Genomic DNA, 15,089 nt, shown 5'->3' with positions numbered 1-15,089 from the left:
GCGCTCCGGACCGTTGCACCGGGCATGACCGAGACTCCCCACACCCCCCATGACGGCCCCACCCCCGACCCCGCGCGGGACGTCCCCGCTCCCGAGCAGACCCTGGCCGCCCCGGGCGGCGCCCGCCTGACGGACGAGGAGTGGGCCCGACGGCTCACGCCCGAGGAGTTCCAGGTGCTGCGCCGGGCCGGCACGGAACGGCCCTTCACGGGCGAGTACTGGGACTCGCACGTGAAGGGCGTGTACGCGTGCCGGGCGTGCGGATCCGAGCTGTTCCGCTCGGACGAGAAGTTCGACGCGCACTGCGGCTGGCCCTCGTTCTTCGCACCGCTCGCGGAGGACCGGGTGGAGTACCTGAAGGACACCACCCTGGGCATGGAGCGGATCGAGGTGCGGTGCGCGGCGTGCGGCTCCCACATGGGTCACGTCTTCGCGGGCGAGGGCTATGACACCCCCACGGACCTGCGCTACTGCATCAACTCGATCTCGCTGCGCCTGGCCCCCGCCGACGACGCGGCGGCCCCGGACGGGGCGCGCTGATCCGGTGCGGGAGCGCCGTGGCGTCCACGGCGCGCCCCCGCGGCCCGCTGGGCCCCGCAGCCTAGGCTGACGGGCATGAGCGTGATCGGGCCCCGTCGCCTCTCCGCCGCCCCCGGGGCGGTCGAGGCGCCCGTGCCGCCGGGGGTGTTCCGGCGTGCCCTGGCGGACCTGCGCGATGCGCGGCCACGGACCGAGGTGCGGCTGCGGGAGATCCCGGCACCCGAGGGGCAGGCGCCCTTCGCCGTCGCCCTCGCCGCCGACGTGTGCGACGGGCCGGGCGCGACCGGCGGCGTGCTGGCCACGGGGCGGTTCGTCCTCCTGCACGACCCGGCCCCGGACGCCCGGTGGCCGGGAGGCTTCCGGGCGGTGACATGGATCCGTGCGAGCCTGGAACCGGACGTCGCACTGGACCAGCTGGCCGGCGCCGTCGCGTGGACGTGGCTCGTGGAGGCGCTCGAGCGCCGCCACGCCGAGCACTCCCACGCCGGCGGCACCGCGACGCGCAGCATCGCGGAGGGCTTCGGGACGCTCAGTGCGGCCCCGGACACCACCGACATCGAGCTGCGCGCCTCGTGGACCCCGGCCCCGCGGGACCTCGGCTCGCATCTCGAGGCGTGGTCGGACATGATCTGCGCGTTCGCCGGTCTGCCGCCCGAGCACGCCGCGGACGTCCACACGGCCGGCCCCTGACCGCGCGCCCGCGCCTCCGACACACCGGGCCCCGGCCCGTCCCCGCCCCGACCTCCCCGAACAGGAGCAGCATGACCGACGCCCCCGAGACGGCCGCCCCGGACGCGCCCCCGCGGCTGATCGCCACACCGGCCGGTGGAGTCCCCCGGCTCACCGACACCCGCGCGGGCCTGGAGGCCTGCGCCGCGGCGCTCGCCGCGGGGACCGGGCCCGTCGCCGTCGACGCGGAGCGCGCCTCCGGGATCCGGTACGGCCAGCGGGCTATGCTCGTCCAGCTCAAGCGCGAGGGCGCCGGCATCTGGCTCGTCGATCCCGAAGCCCTCGACGGGCTGGCCCCGCTGCAGGAGGCCCTCGCGGGCGTCGAGTGGATCCTGCACGCGGCCAGCCAGGACCTGCCCTGCCTGGCCGAGCAGGGGCTGCGCCCCGATCGGCTGTTCGACACCGAGCTCGCGGCCCGGGTGTCCGGCCTGCCGCGCGTCGGCCTGGCCGCGGTCCTGGAGGAGCTGCTGGGGGTCACCCTCGCCAAGGAGCATTCGGCCGCCGACTGGTCGGTGCGTCCGCTGCCCGAGGCGATGCTCACCTACGCGGCGCTCGACGTCGAGCTGCTCGTCCCGCTGCGTGAGGCCCTGATCGCGCGCCTCGAGGCCGACGGCAAGCTCGCGTGGGCCGAACAGGAGTTCGAGCACGTGCGCACGGCCCCGCCGCCCGCGCCGAAGAAGGACCCCTGGCGCGGCACCTCGGGCTCCCAGACGCTGCGCCGCCCCGTGCAGCGCGCGGTCCTCAAGCGCCTGTGGGAGGCCCGCGAGGACCTCGCCCGCCACCGCGACGTCGCCCCCGGCCGGCTCATCCCGGACCGGTCGATCGTCGCCGCCGCGGCCGCCCAGCCGCGCACCGTCCCCGCCCTGCGCCAGACCTCCGGCTTCCACGGCCGCGCCGCGAGCCGCGAGGCTCCGCGCTGGATCGCCGCGATCCGGGCCGGCGTCGAGGACGCCGAGCGGGGCGACGCCCCCGCGGCGCAGGTCCGCACCGGGGACGGCCCGCCCCCACCCCGGGCCTGGAAGGACCGGGACCCGGTGGCGGACCGCCGCCTGCGCACGGCCAAGGCCCGCGTCGCCCGTCGGGCCGAGCAGCTGGGGATGCCCACCGAGAACCTCCTCACCCCGGACACCCTCCGGCGGATCTGCTGGACCCCGCCCGCCCCGATCACCCCCGAGACCGTGGACGCGTTCCTGACGGAGCGGGGCGCGCGCCCGTGGCAGGTGGAGAACGTCGGCGCGATCGTCACGGTCGCGCTGCTGGACCCCGATCCCGCCGACGCCTGACCCCCCGACGCGGCCGGCCGGATCGGTCCGTCGCGTCGCGTCGACGCGGAGGCTACTCGCCGGTAGTGTGACCCGCATGACATCCGTTTCTCTTGCTTCCTTCGACCACCTGCCCGCCCTGGCCCCGGATGAGGTCGTCACCACCGTCACCGTGACCGACCACGCCCTGCCCGAGGGTGCGGGCACGCTCGCGCTGCTCACGCTGGACAACGGGCAGGGACCCCGCCGGCCCGCGACCCTGGGCCCGGCCACGCTCCTCGGCCTCGGCCGGGTGCTCGACGAGCAGGCCGCCCGGGCCGCCGCGGGCGAGATCCAGGCCCTGGCCGTGACCGGTGTGGAGGGGACCTTCGCGGCCGGGGCGGACCTGTCCCTGATCGCGGGCCTCACCGACGACGTCGGCCGCGACCTGGCCCTGCTCGGCCACGCCGTCTACGACCGGCTCGCGGCCCTCGAGATCCCCACGGTCGCGCTCGTGAACGGCCTCGCCCTCGGCGGCGGCCTCGAGCTGGCCCTGGCCGCCGGACACCGCGTGGTGGCCGCCGACGCGAAGGGCTTCGGCCTGCCCGAGGTCCGGCTCGGCCTGATCCCCGGCTGGTCCGGCGTGTGGCGCGTGCCCCACCTGATCGGCCCGGAGGCCGCCGTCGACGTCGTGCTGAAGAACCCCCTCGACGACAACCGCATGCTCGACGCCCGCGCCGCGCACGGGCTCGGCCTCATGGACCGGATCGCCGAGGGGGACCTCCTCGACGCCGGCCTCGAGCTCGCCGGCGCCCTGGTCACGGGGGACGAGTCCGTGGCGGCCGAACTGGCCGCCCACCGCGACCGCGACGTGTCCGACGCCGCCTGGGACCGTGCCCTGGCGGCGCTGGAGCGGCTGCAGGCCGCTCGCCCCGGACGCCACCTGCCGGCACGCCGCCACCTGGAGGACCTGTTCACCGGCGCCCGCACGCGCACCCGCGCCGAGTCCGCCCAGGCCGAGGCGGACGCCCTCGGGACCCTGCTGCACTCCCCCGAGTTCCGCCGCACCGTGTACGCGTTCCTCGACCTCGTCCAGGGCCGCGCCAAGCGCCCCGCCGGCGACCCGGGCCGCGAGCTCGCCCGCGAGGTCCGCAAGGTCGGCATCGTCGGTGCAGGCCTGATGGCCGGCCAGCTCGCCCTCGTCTTCGCCCGGCACCTGCGGGTGCCCGTCGTGATGACGGACGTCGACGCCGAGCGTGTCGAGCGCGGCCTGGCGGGCGTGCGCGCGCAGGTCGAGAAGATGGTCTCCCGTGGACGGCTCTCCGCCGAGGACGGCGAGGCCCTGGCCGGGTTGATCACCGCGGACACGGACAAGGCGGTGTACGCGGACGCCGACATCGTCATCGAGGCCGTCTTCGAGGAGCTCGAGGTCAAGCGCACCGTCTTCCGCGAGCTCGAGGGCATCGTGCGTGAGGACGCCATCCTGATGACCAACACCTCGAGCCTGTCCGTGGCCGCCATGGCCGAGGTCCTCGAGCGTCCCGAGCGCCTCGTGGGCTTCCACTTCTTCAACCCGGTGGCGGTCATGCCGCTCGTGGAGATCGTGCGGACCGAGGCGACGACGGACGAGGTCGTGGCCACCGCGTTCGAACTGACCCGCCGGCTCCGCAAGACCGGCGTGCTCGTCCACGACGCCACCGCGTTCGTGGTCAACCGCGTCCTGCTGCGCATGATGGGCGAGGTGCAGAACTCCTTCGACGAGGGCACCGACGCGCACGAGGCCGACCACGCGCTGGACCCGCTGGCCCTGCCGATGACGCCGTTCACCCTCCTGGCCATGGTCGGCATCCCCGTGGCCCAGCACGTGTCCGAGTCCCTCTCCGCGTCCTTCGGCGCGGAGCGCTTCCCGGTCTCGGCGAACCTGCAGCGCCTGATCGACGCCGGCAAGACCGCGATCTGGGCCAAGGACGTCCGCCCCGACCGGCGCGACGAGGAGGCCGCCGGCGCGACCGGCGAGCAGATCCCGGAGGCGACCGCGGCCCTGCTGGAGCAGGGCTCGACCCCGCAGACCTCCGAGGAGCTGCTGCGCCGGGTCGAGGACGCGCTGGCCGAGGAGATCGGCCTGCTCCTGGACGAGCGCGTCGTCGCGGCCCCCGAGGACGTGGACCTGTGCATGATCCTCGGCGCCAACTGGCCCCTGCACCTGGGCGGCATCACGCCGTACCTGGACGACTGCGGGGCCGCCGAGCGGGTGAACGGGCGGCGCTTCCACCCGGCCGCGCAGGCCTGACCGGCCCCGGCCGGGCCGTCCGCGACGGCCCGGCCCACGGCTCAGGCGATCGGCAGCCCGGCGAACGTCACCACGTGCGCGTCGAGCCCGGCGGTCGCCGCGGCCTGGTCGGCCACGGGGGTCGAGGCGGTGCCCCCGCCCCAGTCGGAGGCGACCACGGCGCCCTCGCGCACGAGGTGCGCCCCCAGCTCCACGCCGTCCGCGACGACGGCCACCCGCACGTCCGACCCGCCCGCGTCCGCCGGGCGCAGCTCGGCGCGGGGCACGCGCAGCCCGCCCTGCAGGGGCGAGGCCTCCTCGAGCCGGTCCACGGCGAGCGGGCCCTCGGCGGCCACCCGCGCGAGGAGGAGGTACTCCGCGTACGAGGGCAGCACCGCGGCGTCGATGCCGGCCCGCTCACGGTCGATGCGCACCCGCTGGGCTCCGGCGGAGTCCTCGTGGGTCGTCCATGCCCAGCCGTCCCCGTCGGGCGTGAAGCCGACCTGCGTCTGGGCGAGGTAGCGCTCGGGCAGTCCACCGCGGGCGGCGCGCTGGGCGGGCGTGGGGGCGAAGCCCATGCGGGTGGTCAGCACGCCGTCCTCCAGCACCCGGTGCAGGAAGCCGACGTGCACGTCGTCGAGGGTCACGGCCTCCCACCGCTCGAAGGGGGTGAGGTCGAAGCGGGCGGCGCCGGTGGGGCGCGGGGCGGGGTGGGTCACGGCGGTGCTCCTGGGGCTCGGGGGTCCGTCCCCCCGATCCTCGCACCCGTCGGGCCCGGTCGCATCCGCCCTCGCCACGGGCGATAATGGGTCGATGACCACGCAGGACTCCCCCCTCACCCCGAACTCCTCCCGGTCCGGCTGCTGCGACGACCACGCCCGCCCGGACACCTCCCGCCGCACCGTCCTGGGCCGCGGCGCCGCCGTCGCCGCCGCGGGTGCCGGCACACTCGCGCTGGCCGGCTGCACGGACCGGCTGCGTGAGAAGGACACCGCGCAGGACCACTACACCGGCTCCGACGCCGTCGACGCGCTGCCCGCCGCCGAGCTGCCCGTGGGCGCCTCCCGGGAGGTGCAGGTGCAGGGTCGGACGCTGATGATGCATCGCGTGGACGAGACCACGGTGACCGCCTTCACCAACGTGTGCACGCATCAGGGCTGCCTGCTCCAGGTCGTGGACCGGCAGGAGGGCCCGGCCTACGCCTGCCCCTGCCACGGCTCGCACTTCGACGTCACCTCGGGGAAGCCGTTCGGCGGCCCGGCCCGCAAGGCCCTCATGGACTACGACGCGGCCGTCGTCGACGACCGCATCGTCGTCAAGCTCTGAGCCCTGCTCAGTCCTCCGGCGCGCCGTAGCGCCGCCGTGGGGGCACCACGACGGCGGAGCGGTCGTTGGGGTCCCACGCCGGCTGCTCGCGCCGCCGCGCCGGGTAGTAGCGGTGCCGCCACCAGAACCAGATGAGCGCCCCCAGCACCGGCAGCAGCAGCATGAGGCCGACCCACGGCAGGCGCGCCCGGGCGTCCAGGGGGCTGCGGCCCAGCGAGACGAAGCCGGCCACCCACAGCGCGCCGGCCACGACGGACACGGTCCAGCCCAGGGCGGCCTCCCCCGGCGTCGGCACGAGCGGGTTCGCGGCGGCCGCGCCGGTCAGCGCGCCGACCATCAGAAGAGCGCGACCTTCTCCGGGCCCGGGAACAGGGCGTCCAGCTCGGCCAGGTCCTCCGCGGTGGCGAGCCAGTCGGCCGCCGCCGCGTTCTCCACGACCTGCGCGGCACGGGTGGCGCCGGCGATCACGGAGGACACCGGTCCCTGCGCCGCCAGCCACCCGATCGCGGCCTGGACCTCGGTGATCCCCCGCTCCCGGGCGAACCGGCCGAACGCGGCCAGCTGCTCCAGGTCGGCGTCGGCCACCATGTGCTGGCGCACGTGGGACAGGCGCGAGCCCTCGGGGGCGTCGCCCTGCGAGTATTTGCCCGTGAGCAGCCCGTTGGCCAGGGGGAAGTACGGCAGGACGCCAAGCCCGAACTCGGCCGCCGCCGGGACCACCTCGAGCTCGGCCCGGCGGTCCAGCAGGTTGTAGTGGTTCTGCGTGGACACGAAGCGCTCCACGCCCAGCTCGCGAGCCACGTACTCGGCCTGGGCGATCTGCCAGCCGGCCCGGTTCGAGTGGCCCACGTAGCGGACCTTGCCGGCGCGCACGAGGTCGTCGAGCGCGCGGAGGGTCTCCTCGATGGGCGTGGCCGGGTCCGGGGTGTGGAACTGGTAGAGGTCGATCCAGTCGGTGCCGAGGCGGCGCAGGGAGTCCTCGACGGCGCGCACGATGTACCGGCGTGAGCCCCGCGCGCCGCCGTCGTCACCGGCGACGCCGCCCATGTCCATGCCGAACTTGGTGCCGATCACCACCTCGTTGCGGCGGGCACCGAGGGCGCGGCCGAGCCGCTCCTCGGACAGGCCGGGCTCCGCGCCGTAGACGTCGGCGACGTCGAAGAAGGTGATGCCGGCGTCGAGCGCGGCGTGGACGACGGCGTCGGTGCCGGCCTGCTCCAGCGTGGCGGTGCCGGGGCGGCCGAGGTTGTTGCAGCCCAAGCCGACGACGGAGACGGTCAGCCCGGAGCGGCCGAGACGGGTGTGGCGCACGGGTCAGCCCTCCTGCTCTGCGGTGCGGACGTCCACCTTGTTCGGCTGCACGCCGTCGGCGCGCTTGGCGGCCGCCGGGATCTCGGCGGCGGCCTTGCGGGCGTGGGGGGTCCGCACGCGCAGCACGAGGGCACCGACCTCGTCGACGAGGTCCTCGACCTCGCCGAGACCGCGCCAGGCCAGCTGGTGGGTCACCTCGACGCGCAGCCGCTCGACGGTGCGCCGCTCGATCGCGGTGGCCTCCCGGCCGCGGAGCCGGTAGGCCACCGGCAACACGGCGAAGGTCGCGGGGTCCGCCTCGGCGAAGCCCTCCTCCGCGCCCTGTGCCACGAACGCGGCCAGCAGCTGATCGCCCTCGGCAGGGTCGGCCAGGGGCTGCTCCCCGACGGTGCCGGGCTGGCCGACCCGGCCGTGGTGGACCACGAACTCCCCGGCCTCCGCGTCGGCCCATGCCTCGCGGTATTCGAAGAGCCGGGCGCCGTCGTCACCGACGGTCTCACGGTACAACCGGACGATGCTCATGCCTGCTCCTGGTGGTGGGGGGCGGCCGCGTCCTCGGGGACGGGCCGGGCGTACGGGACCTTGGCGCCGAGGACCTGGGCGACGGTGTCCTGGGTGATGCGCTGCGCGGTGAGGCCCACGCGGGCCAGCACCTGCTCGCGGCTGCCGTGGGCGAGGAACTCGACCGGCAGGCCAACCTCGTTCAGGGCCGTGTCCACGCCGGCCGCACGCATCTCCTGGCGGATCCGCGAGCCGACGCCGCCGGCCCGCACCCCGTCCTCGAGGCACACGACGATCCGGTGGCGGGCGGCCGTGTCGATCACGGATCGGGCCACGGGCAGGACCCACCGCGGGTCGATCACCGTGGCGCTGATGCCGTGCCGCTCGAGCCGTTCGGCGACGTCGAGGCCGAGCTCGGCCATCGCACCCACCGCCACGATCAGCACGTCCCGCTCGGCGCCGTCGCGTCCGCCGGCCTCGCCGCGCCGGGCGAGCACGTCCGTGCCGTCCGACAGCCGCTCCAGGGCACGCACCGACTCGCCGACCGAGCCCTTCGCGAACCGCACCACGGTGGGCGCGTCCTCGACGGCGACGGCCTCGCGCAGCTCCTCCCGGAGCGTGTCCGCGTCACGGGGCGCGGAGATCCGCAGCCCCGGGACCGACTGCAGCAGGGCCAGGTCCCACATGCCGTGGTGGCTGGGGCCGTCCGGCCCGGTGACGCCCGCGCGGTCCAGCACGAACGTCACGCCCGCACGGTGCAGGCCCACGTCCATGAGCACCTGGTCGTACGCGCGGTTGAGGAAGGTCGCGTAGACGGCCACCACGGGGTGCAGGCCGCCGAAGGCCATGCCGGCGGCCGACGTGACCGCGTGCTGCTCGGCGATGCCGACGTCGAACACCCGGTCCGGGTGGGCCAGCGCCATCGGGGCCAGGCCCACGGGGTTCTGCATGGCGGCGGTGATGGCCACGACGTCCGGCCGCTCGTCCGCGATCGCGACCATCTCTTCGCCGAACACGGAGGTCCAGGACTGGGCCGTCGACGAGGTGATGGGCTCGCCCGTGGAGGGGTCGATCACGCCGATCGCGTGGAACTGGTCCGCCTCGTGCGCGACCGCCGGCGCGTAGCCGTGCCCCTTCTCGGTCATCGCGTGGACGATCACGGGCCCGCCGTACGCCCGCGCGTCCTCGAGGGCCTCCTCCATGGCGGTGAGGTCGTGACCGTCCACCGGACCGATGTACTTCATGCCCAGGTCCTCGAACAGGCCCTGCGGCGCCCAGAGGTCCTTGAGGCCCTTCTTCGCCGCGTGCAGCGGCCGGTACACCAGCTCACCCGCGAGGCCGGCCTCCTGGAGGCGGCGCTTGAGGTAGTCGAGGGTCTGCTCGTAGCGGTGGTGGGTGCGCACCTTGTCCAGCACCCCGCGGCGCAGTCCGCCCAGGTGCTCGGCGACGCCGCCCACCGTGGGCGCGTACGAGCGGCCGTTGTCGTTGACCACGATCACCACGCGCCGATCCCGGCCGGCGGCGATGTTGTTGACCGCCTCCCAGGCCATGCCCCCCGTGAGCGCGCCGTCGCCGATCACGGCCACCACGGTGCGGTCCCCCTGCCCGGTCTGCGCCCAGGCCCGCGCGATGCCGTCCGCCCAGGAGAGCGAGCTGGAGGCATGCGAGGACTCCACCACGTCGTGCTCGGACTCGGTGCGGTCGCCGTAGCCGGACAGGCCCCCCTCCTGGCGGAGCGTCGTGAAGTCCTGGCGCCCCGTGAGCAGCTTGTGCACGTACGACTGGTGGCCCGTGTCGAAGATGACCGCATCCTTCGGCGACTCGAACACGCGGTGCACGGCCAGCGTCAGCTCGACGACGCCCAGGTTCGGTCCGAGATGGCCACCCGTCTTGGAGACGTGGGCGATCAGGTAGGCGCGGATCTCCGCCGCCAGCGCGGTCAACTGGTCCTCCGTGAGGGCCGACAGGTCCGCCGGGCGGGCGATCTGCGGCAGCAGCGGGGCGCCGGGGCTCGTGGGGGGCAGATGTTCCATGGTGCGACCAGCCTACTCCGCGGGTCCGCGCCCGGGCGGGACGCGGGCGGCGGCCCGCGCGGGCGGGCCCCGTGGATCAGGCCTTCGCGGCGATCTGACGGAGCACGTACTGAGACATGCTTCGCTCTGCCTGGCGATAGTTGCACAGCTTCCGTCGGCTCTCAGGATCCCTGTCTCGACGGGACGCCCGACGATGCAACCGTACAAGACCAATTTCTCTTGGGTGATCGGCGGTACTGGGATCGTCTTCTCACCACGGTGATGTTCACGAGACGACGCAGCCGATCCCGTCACGACGGCGAGCGAGGTGAGCCCGTCCGTTCGGGCCTCGATTCCATCTGCGACCAGGGCCGCCGAGCCGATGTTCTCCATCGCAGCCTCAGCGCTGCCACCCCGGGTCGACTGGATCTTGGCCGGGCGATTCCACGCCCGCCGATCGACATCGACTTGATACCCGGGAGGGGTATAGCGTTGACTGGACCAGAACGAACAGGAGACTTCATGCGCAAGCACCTCAAGACCACCGTCGCCGCAGGAGTGCTCGGAGGAGCGCTCGTGTTCACCGGCTGCAGCACCGGCGGCGACCAGGACCAAGGGACCCCCTCGACGACCAGCCAGCACGAGGGCCACGGCAGCAGCTCTGACAGCGGCGGGATGGAGCATCCGATGGACGGCGGCCCCGCCCCCGAGGGCATCGAGACGGCTGCGTCGCCCACATACCCGGTCGGCACCGAGGTCACGCTCACCGCCGACCACATGGAGGGCATGGACGGTGCGAACGCGATGATCGCCGGCGCGTACGACACGTACACCTATGCGGTGGACTTCACGCCGTCCGCAGGCGGGGAGCCGGTCAAGGATCACAAGTGGGTCGTCCAGCAGGAGATCAAGGACGCCGGAGATGAACGTCTGGCCGACGGCACCGAGGTCACTCTCGAGGCCGAACACATGGAAGGCATGAAGGGCGCGAAGGCGACCATCGCCTCCTCCACCGAGGAGACCGTCTACATGGTCGATTACGAGTCCGACGGCATGACGATGACCAACCACAAGTGGGTCGTCGAGAGCGAGCTCAAGCCGGCCTCCTGAGCCGATCGCCGCGGGCGCGCTGAAGGTCCGCGGCGAAATACGACCCGATCGAAGGAAAGATCGGGGAATGACGAGGGGAAGCGAAGAGCATGACGGACCCGACCACGCATCACCATGACCACGCCGGCGTCGCGACCACCGAGTCCGGCCACCGTGACGACTCGCGCGCCGAGAACGAAGACCACACCATGGAACACGGTGACCACGCCGGGCACGGTCATCACGGCGGTGGTCACGCGGGCCACGGCGACCACGTCGGCCAGTTCCGGCGGCTGTTCTGGATCAATCTGATCATCGCCATCCCGGTGGTCGCGTTCTCCCCCATGTTCGCCATGCTCCTGGGCTACTCGGTCCCCAGCTGGGCGGGCTGGGTCGCCGCAGTCCTCGGCTCCGTCATGTACGCCTGGGGCGGCACCCCGTTCCTCACCGGTGCTGTCAGCGAGCTGAAAAGCCGCCAGCCGGGGATGATGCTGCTCATCGCGCTCGGCATCACCGTAGCGTTCCTCGCCTCCTGGGCCGCCACTGTCGGTCTCGTCCACCCCGAGCTCGAGTTCTGGTGGGAGTTGGCGCTGCTGATCGTCATCATGCTGCTGGGCCACTGGATCGAGATGCGCTCACTGGCCCAGACCACCTCGGCGTTGGACTCCCTCGCCGCGCTGCTCCCTGACGAGGCTGAGCGTATAGAGGGAGACGACGTCGTCAAGGTCGACCCGGCAGAGCTGCGCGTCGGCGACGTCGTCATCGTCCGGCCTGGCGGCAGCGTCCCCGCCGACGGCACCATCGTCGACGGCCGCGCCGACATGGACGAGTCCATGATCACCGGCGAATCACACCCCGTCGCCCGCGGCGAGGGCGAGAACGTCACCGCCGGCACCGTGGCCACCGACTCCGGCCTGCGCGTAGAGATCACCGCCACCGGCGACGACACGGCTCTGGCGGGCATCAACAGGCTCGTCGCCGAGGCGCAGGGCTCATCTTCCCGTGCCCAGCGCATCGCCGACCGGGCTGCGGCCCTGCTGTTCTGGTTCGCCCTCGGAGCTGCGCTGATCACCGCCGTCGTCTGGACGCTCTTCGGGCTCCCCGACGACGCGGTCGTTCGCACCATCACTGTCCTCGTCATCGCCTGCCCCCATGCGCTGGGTCTGGCGATCCCTCTGGTCGTGTCCATCGCCACCGAGCGCGCCGCCCGCGGCGGCGTCCTGATCAAGGACCGCCTCGCCCTGGAGTCCATGCGCCAGGTCGACGCGGTGCTCTTCGACAAGACCGGCACCCTGACCAAGGGCGAGCCCACCGTCACCGGCGTGGAGCCCAACCGGCGGCCTGAATGCCGAACAGCTTCTCGCCCTGGCCGCCTCCGCCGAGGCCGACAGTGAGCACCCCCTCGCCCGGTCCATCGTCACCGCCGCCAAGGAGAAGGGCCTCGCCGTCGAACCGGCCAGCGGGTTCACCTCCTCCCCGGCGGTCGGCGTCACCGCGACGGTGGCCGACCATGAGATCCGCGTCGGCGGACCCCGTCTGCTCGAGGAGACCGGCCAGGACGAGATCGGTGTCGCCGACGAATGGCGGGCAGAGGGTGCGATCATCCTGCACGTCCTCCGCGACGGCAAGGTCATCGGCGGTCTCAAGCTCGCCGACGAGGTTCGCCCAGAGTCCCGCGACGCCGTCGATGCGCTCCATCAGCTCGGCGTCGAGGTCGTCATGATCACCGGCGACGCGGAAGCCGTGGCGAACGAGGTGGGAAGAGAGCTCGGCATCGACCGGGTCTTCGCCGGCGTCCGCCCCGAGGACAAATCCGCCAAGGTCGACCAGCTGCAGAAGGAGGGCAAGAAGGTCGCCATGGTCGGCGACGGCGTCAACGACGCCCCTGCCCTGGCCCAGGCCGACGTCGGCATCGCCATCGGGGCCGGCACCGACGTCGCCATCGCCTCTGCAGGTGTCATCCTCGCCAGCTCCGACCCGCGTAGCGTGCTCTCGGTGATCCAGCTCTCCCGTGCCGCATACCGTAAAATGAGGCAAAACCTGTGGTGGGCTGCAGGGTACAACTTGCTCTCTGTGCCGCTCGCGGCTGGCGTGCTCGCACCCGTCGGCTTCGTCATGCCGATGTCAGTAGGTGCGATCCTGATGTCGATCTCCACCGTCGTCGTCGCGCTCAACGCCCAGCTGCTGCGTCGCATCGACCTCGCCCCAGCTGCCAGCACCCGCTCCGTCCTGGAGCACCAGAAGTGAAGGACACACCCGTGACCACTGAAACTGCAGCCGATGAGACCGGTACCGACGCCGGAGCCCATCGGCACGGCTACATCAGTGACAAGGACCGCTACCGCAACCGCATGAAGCGTATCGAAGGCCAAGCCCGCGGCATCACGAAGATGATCGACGACGAAAAGTACTGCATCGACATCCTCACCCAGGTCTCGGCCCTCACCCGCGCCCTGCAAGGAGTGGCGACCGGTCTGCTCGATGACCACCTCAAGCACTGCGTGCTCGACGCCGCCAAGAAAGGCGATGAAGACGCGGCCATCGCCAAGATCCAGGAGGCCACCGACGCCATCAATCGCCTCGTGCGCTCCTGACACCATCCGATTTCGTCAACACAGGGTGCCTCGGACCGGTGGGCCCCAGATCAGGACAAGGCTCTTGATGTCTCCGGGCAGGCGTGCTTTGCACGTCGTCGCGCCCTTGGCACCGGCGAACTCGGGATGCCTTCTGTCTAACCTGACGACATGAACACGTTCACCTGAGAAAAGAGTTGGGCATGCCACTTGCCATTGTTGCTCCGATCCAGTCCTCCAGGAGCCGCCTGAGGATCTGCGCGGCCTTGACCGGTCTGGCGACCAGCGCCGTCCTCCTGCTCAGCGGCTGTGCTGATGCGGGACCGTCCGCTGATGCAGGATCCGATCACTCACTGGTGGTCGAGCACAATCTAGACGGATTGAATGCTCGCGAGATCATCAAGCGACTCGACTCAACGAAGGTGACAGATCGCTCGTCTGAATTCATCGCGTCGATTGAACCCGACCAGCTTGTACTGACCGACGATCAGAACAATCAGACCACCGTGCCGATGCCAGAAGACGAGTTCTACGTCTCTATCGCCCCGTATCGCAGCCAGACTCACGAATGCTACTTCCACAGCCTCACGACCTGCACCGGCGAACTCGCCAATACTGACGTCCACGTCACCGTGGTCGAGGCGACGTCAGGGGAGACCCTCCTCGATGAAACGCTGACGACGTACGACAACGGATTCGTCGGGGTCTGGCTGCCGCGTGGAATTGACGCCACTCTCACTGTCTCAGCTGAAGGCCGCACCGCGAAAAAGGCCATCTCGACCCGCCCCGACGACCCCACCTGCTTGACCGGTCTTCAGCTGGCTTGAGGCCCAGGCCTCATGCTCCTCTTCAGCGCCGACAGATCAGGCGTCGAGACGTCCTGAGCCGCCCCCTTCATTCGGTCCGGACGTTCTGTGAGTCGTCGGTTTCCATTTGATGGGTGCACTGCCGAGCGTACTCGGCTGGGGTTAGGTAGCCGAGCGAGGAGTGCCGGCGGTGGTGGTTGTACTCGTCCTTCCAGTCGCCGATGATGACCTGTGCGTGCAGCAGCGAGTAGAAGCTGTTGATGTTGAGGCACTCGTCGCGGATCCGGCTGTTGAACGACTCGACGTACCCGTTGCGCCACGGCGAGCCCGGAGGGATGTAGGACAGGCCGGTGCGGGTGCCGGCCCAGTCGGCCATCGCCTCGCTGATGAACTCCGGCCCGTTGTCCGACCTGAGCACCGCCGGGGCGCCCCGGGCGGCGACGAGGTCCTCGAGGTGGGCGGTGAGTCGGTCGGCGGTAATCGAGCGCTCCACGAGCCCGCCGATGCACTCCCGGGTGTGTTCGTCGACGATCGAGCAGATCTTGATCGGTCGTCCGTGCTCGTCGGCGTCGAACTGGAAGTCCACCGCCCACACCACGTTCGGCGCGTCCGCCGTCGGCGCGTCGACGGTCGAGGACCCGACGCGCTTGCGTCGACGCCGCTGCGGGACCCGGAGCCCTTCGTCACGCCAC

The 15,089-nt window shown here is 72.3% G+C and carries 14 protein-coding genes and 1 pseudogene; 9 read left to right on the top strand and 6 right to left on the bottom strand.

Annotated elements, in window-relative coordinates; all coding sequences use genetic code 11:
• Positions 1 to 24: 24 nt before the first annotated feature.
• From msrB to KVS67_RS03675, 4 genes are all read left to right on the top strand, one after another.
• Entirely contained in the window at positions 25 to 540 is a 516-nt protein-coding gene (gene msrB, locus KVS67_RS03690) for a peptide-methionine (R)-S-oxide reductase MsrB (RefSeq protein ID WP_020627848.1), read from the top strand.
• Between the two features lie 75 nt (positions 541 to 615).
• Positions 616 to 1,230: a DUF3000 domain-containing protein gene (locus KVS67_RS03685; protein ID WP_020627849.1), complete on the top strand. Its 615-nt coding sequence runs from the start codon at positions 616 to 618 to the stop codon at positions 1,228 to 1,230.
• A 71-nt stretch (positions 1,231 to 1,301) separates the two neighbouring features.
• A complete protein-coding gene (locus KVS67_RS03680) occupies positions 1,302 to 2,552 on the top strand; it encodes an HRDC domain-containing protein (protein ID WP_166437558.1) in 1,251 nt (416 codons plus the stop codon).
• A 76-nt stretch (positions 2,553 to 2,628) separates the two neighbouring features.
• Positions 2,629 to 4,800 carry a 3-hydroxyacyl-CoA dehydrogenase NAD-binding domain-containing protein gene (locus KVS67_RS03675; RefSeq protein ID WP_179297169.1) on the top strand — a complete coding sequence of 724 codons (2,172 nt, stop codon included), beginning with the start codon at positions 2,629 to 2,631 and terminating at the stop codon, positions 4,798 to 4,800.
• A gap of 41 nt (positions 4,801 to 4,841) precedes the next feature.
• Here KVS67_RS03675 and KVS67_RS03670 read toward each other — a convergent pair whose 3' ends face one another.
• Positions 4,842 to 5,498, bottom strand: a complete 657-nt coding sequence (locus KVS67_RS03670) for a hypothetical protein (protein ID WP_036382836.1) — start codon at positions 5,496 to 5,498, stop codon at positions 4,842 to 4,844.
• 94 nt (positions 5,499 to 5,592) lie between these two features.
• Between KVS67_RS03670 and KVS67_RS03665 the strand changes: the two genes are divergently transcribed.
• The gene (locus KVS67_RS03665) at positions 5,593 to 6,105 is read left to right on the top strand and encodes a Rieske (2Fe-2S) protein (RefSeq protein WP_020627853.1); all 513 of its coding nucleotides are present in this window, start codon (positions 5,593 to 5,595) and stop codon (positions 6,103 to 6,105) included.
• A 7-nt stretch (positions 6,106 to 6,112) separates the two neighbouring features.
• On the opposite strand, the gene KVS67_RS03660 is transcribed toward KVS67_RS03665, so the two are convergent.
• The 4 genes from KVS67_RS03660 to dxs are packed head-to-tail and all read right to left on the bottom strand — an operon-like array spanning position 6,113 to position 9,950.
• Complete coding sequence (locus KVS67_RS03660; protein ID WP_063188922.1) at positions 6,113 to 6,442, bottom strand: PLD nuclease N-terminal domain-containing protein; 330 nt, start codon at positions 6,440 to 6,442, stop codon at positions 6,113 to 6,115.
• Entirely contained in the window at positions 6,442 to 7,416 is a 975-nt protein-coding gene (locus tag KVS67_RS03655) for an aldo/keto reductase (RefSeq protein WP_036337023.1), read from the bottom strand. Before KVS67_RS03655 ends, KVS67_RS03660 begins: the two co-directional genes overlap by 1 nt.
• Before the next feature lie 3 nt (positions 7,417 to 7,419).
• The gene (locus KVS67_RS03650; RefSeq protein ID WP_063188920.1) at positions 7,420 to 7,938 is read right to left on the bottom strand and encodes a hypothetical protein; all 519 of its coding nucleotides are present in this window, start codon (positions 7,936 to 7,938) and stop codon (positions 7,420 to 7,422) included.
• Positions 7,935 to 9,950: a 1-deoxy-D-xylulose-5-phosphate synthase gene (gene dxs / locus KVS67_RS03645; RefSeq protein ID WP_063188918.1), complete on the bottom strand. Its 2,016-nt coding sequence runs from the start codon at positions 9,948 to 9,950 to the stop codon at positions 7,935 to 7,937. The genes KVS67_RS03650 and dxs overlap by 4 nt, the downstream gene beginning before the upstream one ends.
• A gap of 501 nt (positions 9,951 to 10,451) precedes the next feature.
• Here dxs and KVS67_RS03640 point away from each other — a divergent pair.
• From KVS67_RS03640 to KVS67_RS03625, 4 genes and pseudogenes are all read left to right on the top strand, one after another.
• On the top strand, positions 10,452 to 11,039 hold the full coding sequence (locus KVS67_RS03640) for a YdhK family protein (RefSeq protein ID WP_020627858.1): 588 nt from the start codon (positions 10,452 to 10,454) through the stop codon (positions 11,037 to 11,039).
• Positions 11,040 to 11,128: 89 nt separating this feature from the next.
• Positions 11,129 to 13,265 (top strand): annotated as a pseudogene (locus tag KVS67_RS03635) (heavy metal translocating P-type ATPase).
• Positions 13,266 to 13,276: 11 nt separating this feature from the next.
• Complete coding sequence (locus tag KVS67_RS03630) at positions 13,277 to 13,612, top strand: metal-sensitive transcriptional regulator (protein WP_269454423.1); 336 nt, start codon at positions 13,277 to 13,279, stop codon at positions 13,610 to 13,612.
• A 182-nt stretch (positions 13,613 to 13,794) separates the two neighbouring features.
• Positions 13,795 to 14,418, top strand: a complete 624-nt coding sequence (locus KVS67_RS03625) for a CueP family metal-binding protein (RefSeq protein ID WP_051995331.1) — start codon at positions 13,795 to 13,797, stop codon at positions 14,416 to 14,418.
• A gap of 67 nt (positions 14,419 to 14,485) precedes the next feature.
• On the opposite strand, the gene KVS67_RS03620 is transcribed toward KVS67_RS03625, so the two are convergent.
• On the bottom strand, positions 14,486 to 15,089 hold a 604-nt coding region (locus KVS67_RS03620; protein WP_192535255.1), incomplete at its 5' end, for an integrase core domain-containing protein.

Origin of the sequence: Micrococcus sp. GbtcB5, assembly GCF_019091605.1 — a bacterium.
Lineage (GTDB): Bacteria > Actinomycetota > Actinomycetes > Actinomycetales > Micrococcaceae > Micrococcus > Micrococcus luteus.
Note: the sequence above shows the minus strand (reverse complement) of the source record. Positions and strands in the feature narration are given on the sequence as shown.

Excerpts from the sequence above, each read along its gene's own strand:
- KVS67_RS03650 (WP_063188920.1), bottom strand. The coding sequence starts at position 7,938 with ATGAGCATCGTCCGGTTGTACCGTGAGACCGTCGGTGACGACGGCGCC.
- KVS67_RS03680 (WP_166437558.1), top strand. The coding sequence starts at position 1,302 with ATGACCGACGCCCCCGAGACGGCCGCCCCGGACGCGCCCCCGCGGCTG.
- KVS67_RS03685 (WP_020627849.1), top strand. The coding sequence starts at position 616 with ATGAGCGTGATCGGGCCCCGTCGCCTCTCCGCCGCCCCCGGGGCGGTC.
- KVS67_RS03660 (WP_063188922.1), bottom strand. The coding sequence starts at position 6,442 with ATGGTCGGCGCGCTGACCGGCGCGGCCGCCGCGAACCCGCTCGTGCCG.
- KVS67_RS03675 (WP_179297169.1), top strand. The coding sequence starts at position 2,629 with ATGACATCCGTTTCTCTTGCTTCCTTCGACCACCTGCCCGCCCTGGCC.
- KVS67_RS03640 (WP_020627858.1), top strand. The coding sequence starts at position 10,452 with ATGCGCAAGCACCTCAAGACCACCGTCGCCGCAGGAGTGCTCGGAGGA.
- dxs (WP_063188918.1), bottom strand. The coding sequence starts at position 9,950 with ATGGAACATCTGCCCCCCACGAGCCCCGGCGCCCCGCTGCTGCCGCAG.
- KVS67_RS03665 (WP_020627853.1), top strand. The coding sequence starts at position 5,593 with ATGACCACGCAGGACTCCCCCCTCACCCCGAACTCCTCCCGGTCCGGC.
- msrB (WP_020627848.1), top strand. The coding sequence starts at position 25 with ATGACCGAGACTCCCCACACCCCCCATGACGGCCCCACCCCCGACCCC.
- KVS67_RS03625 (WP_051995331.1), top strand. The coding sequence starts at position 13,795 with ATGCCACTTGCCATTGTTGCTCCGATCCAGTCCTCCAGGAGCCGCCTG.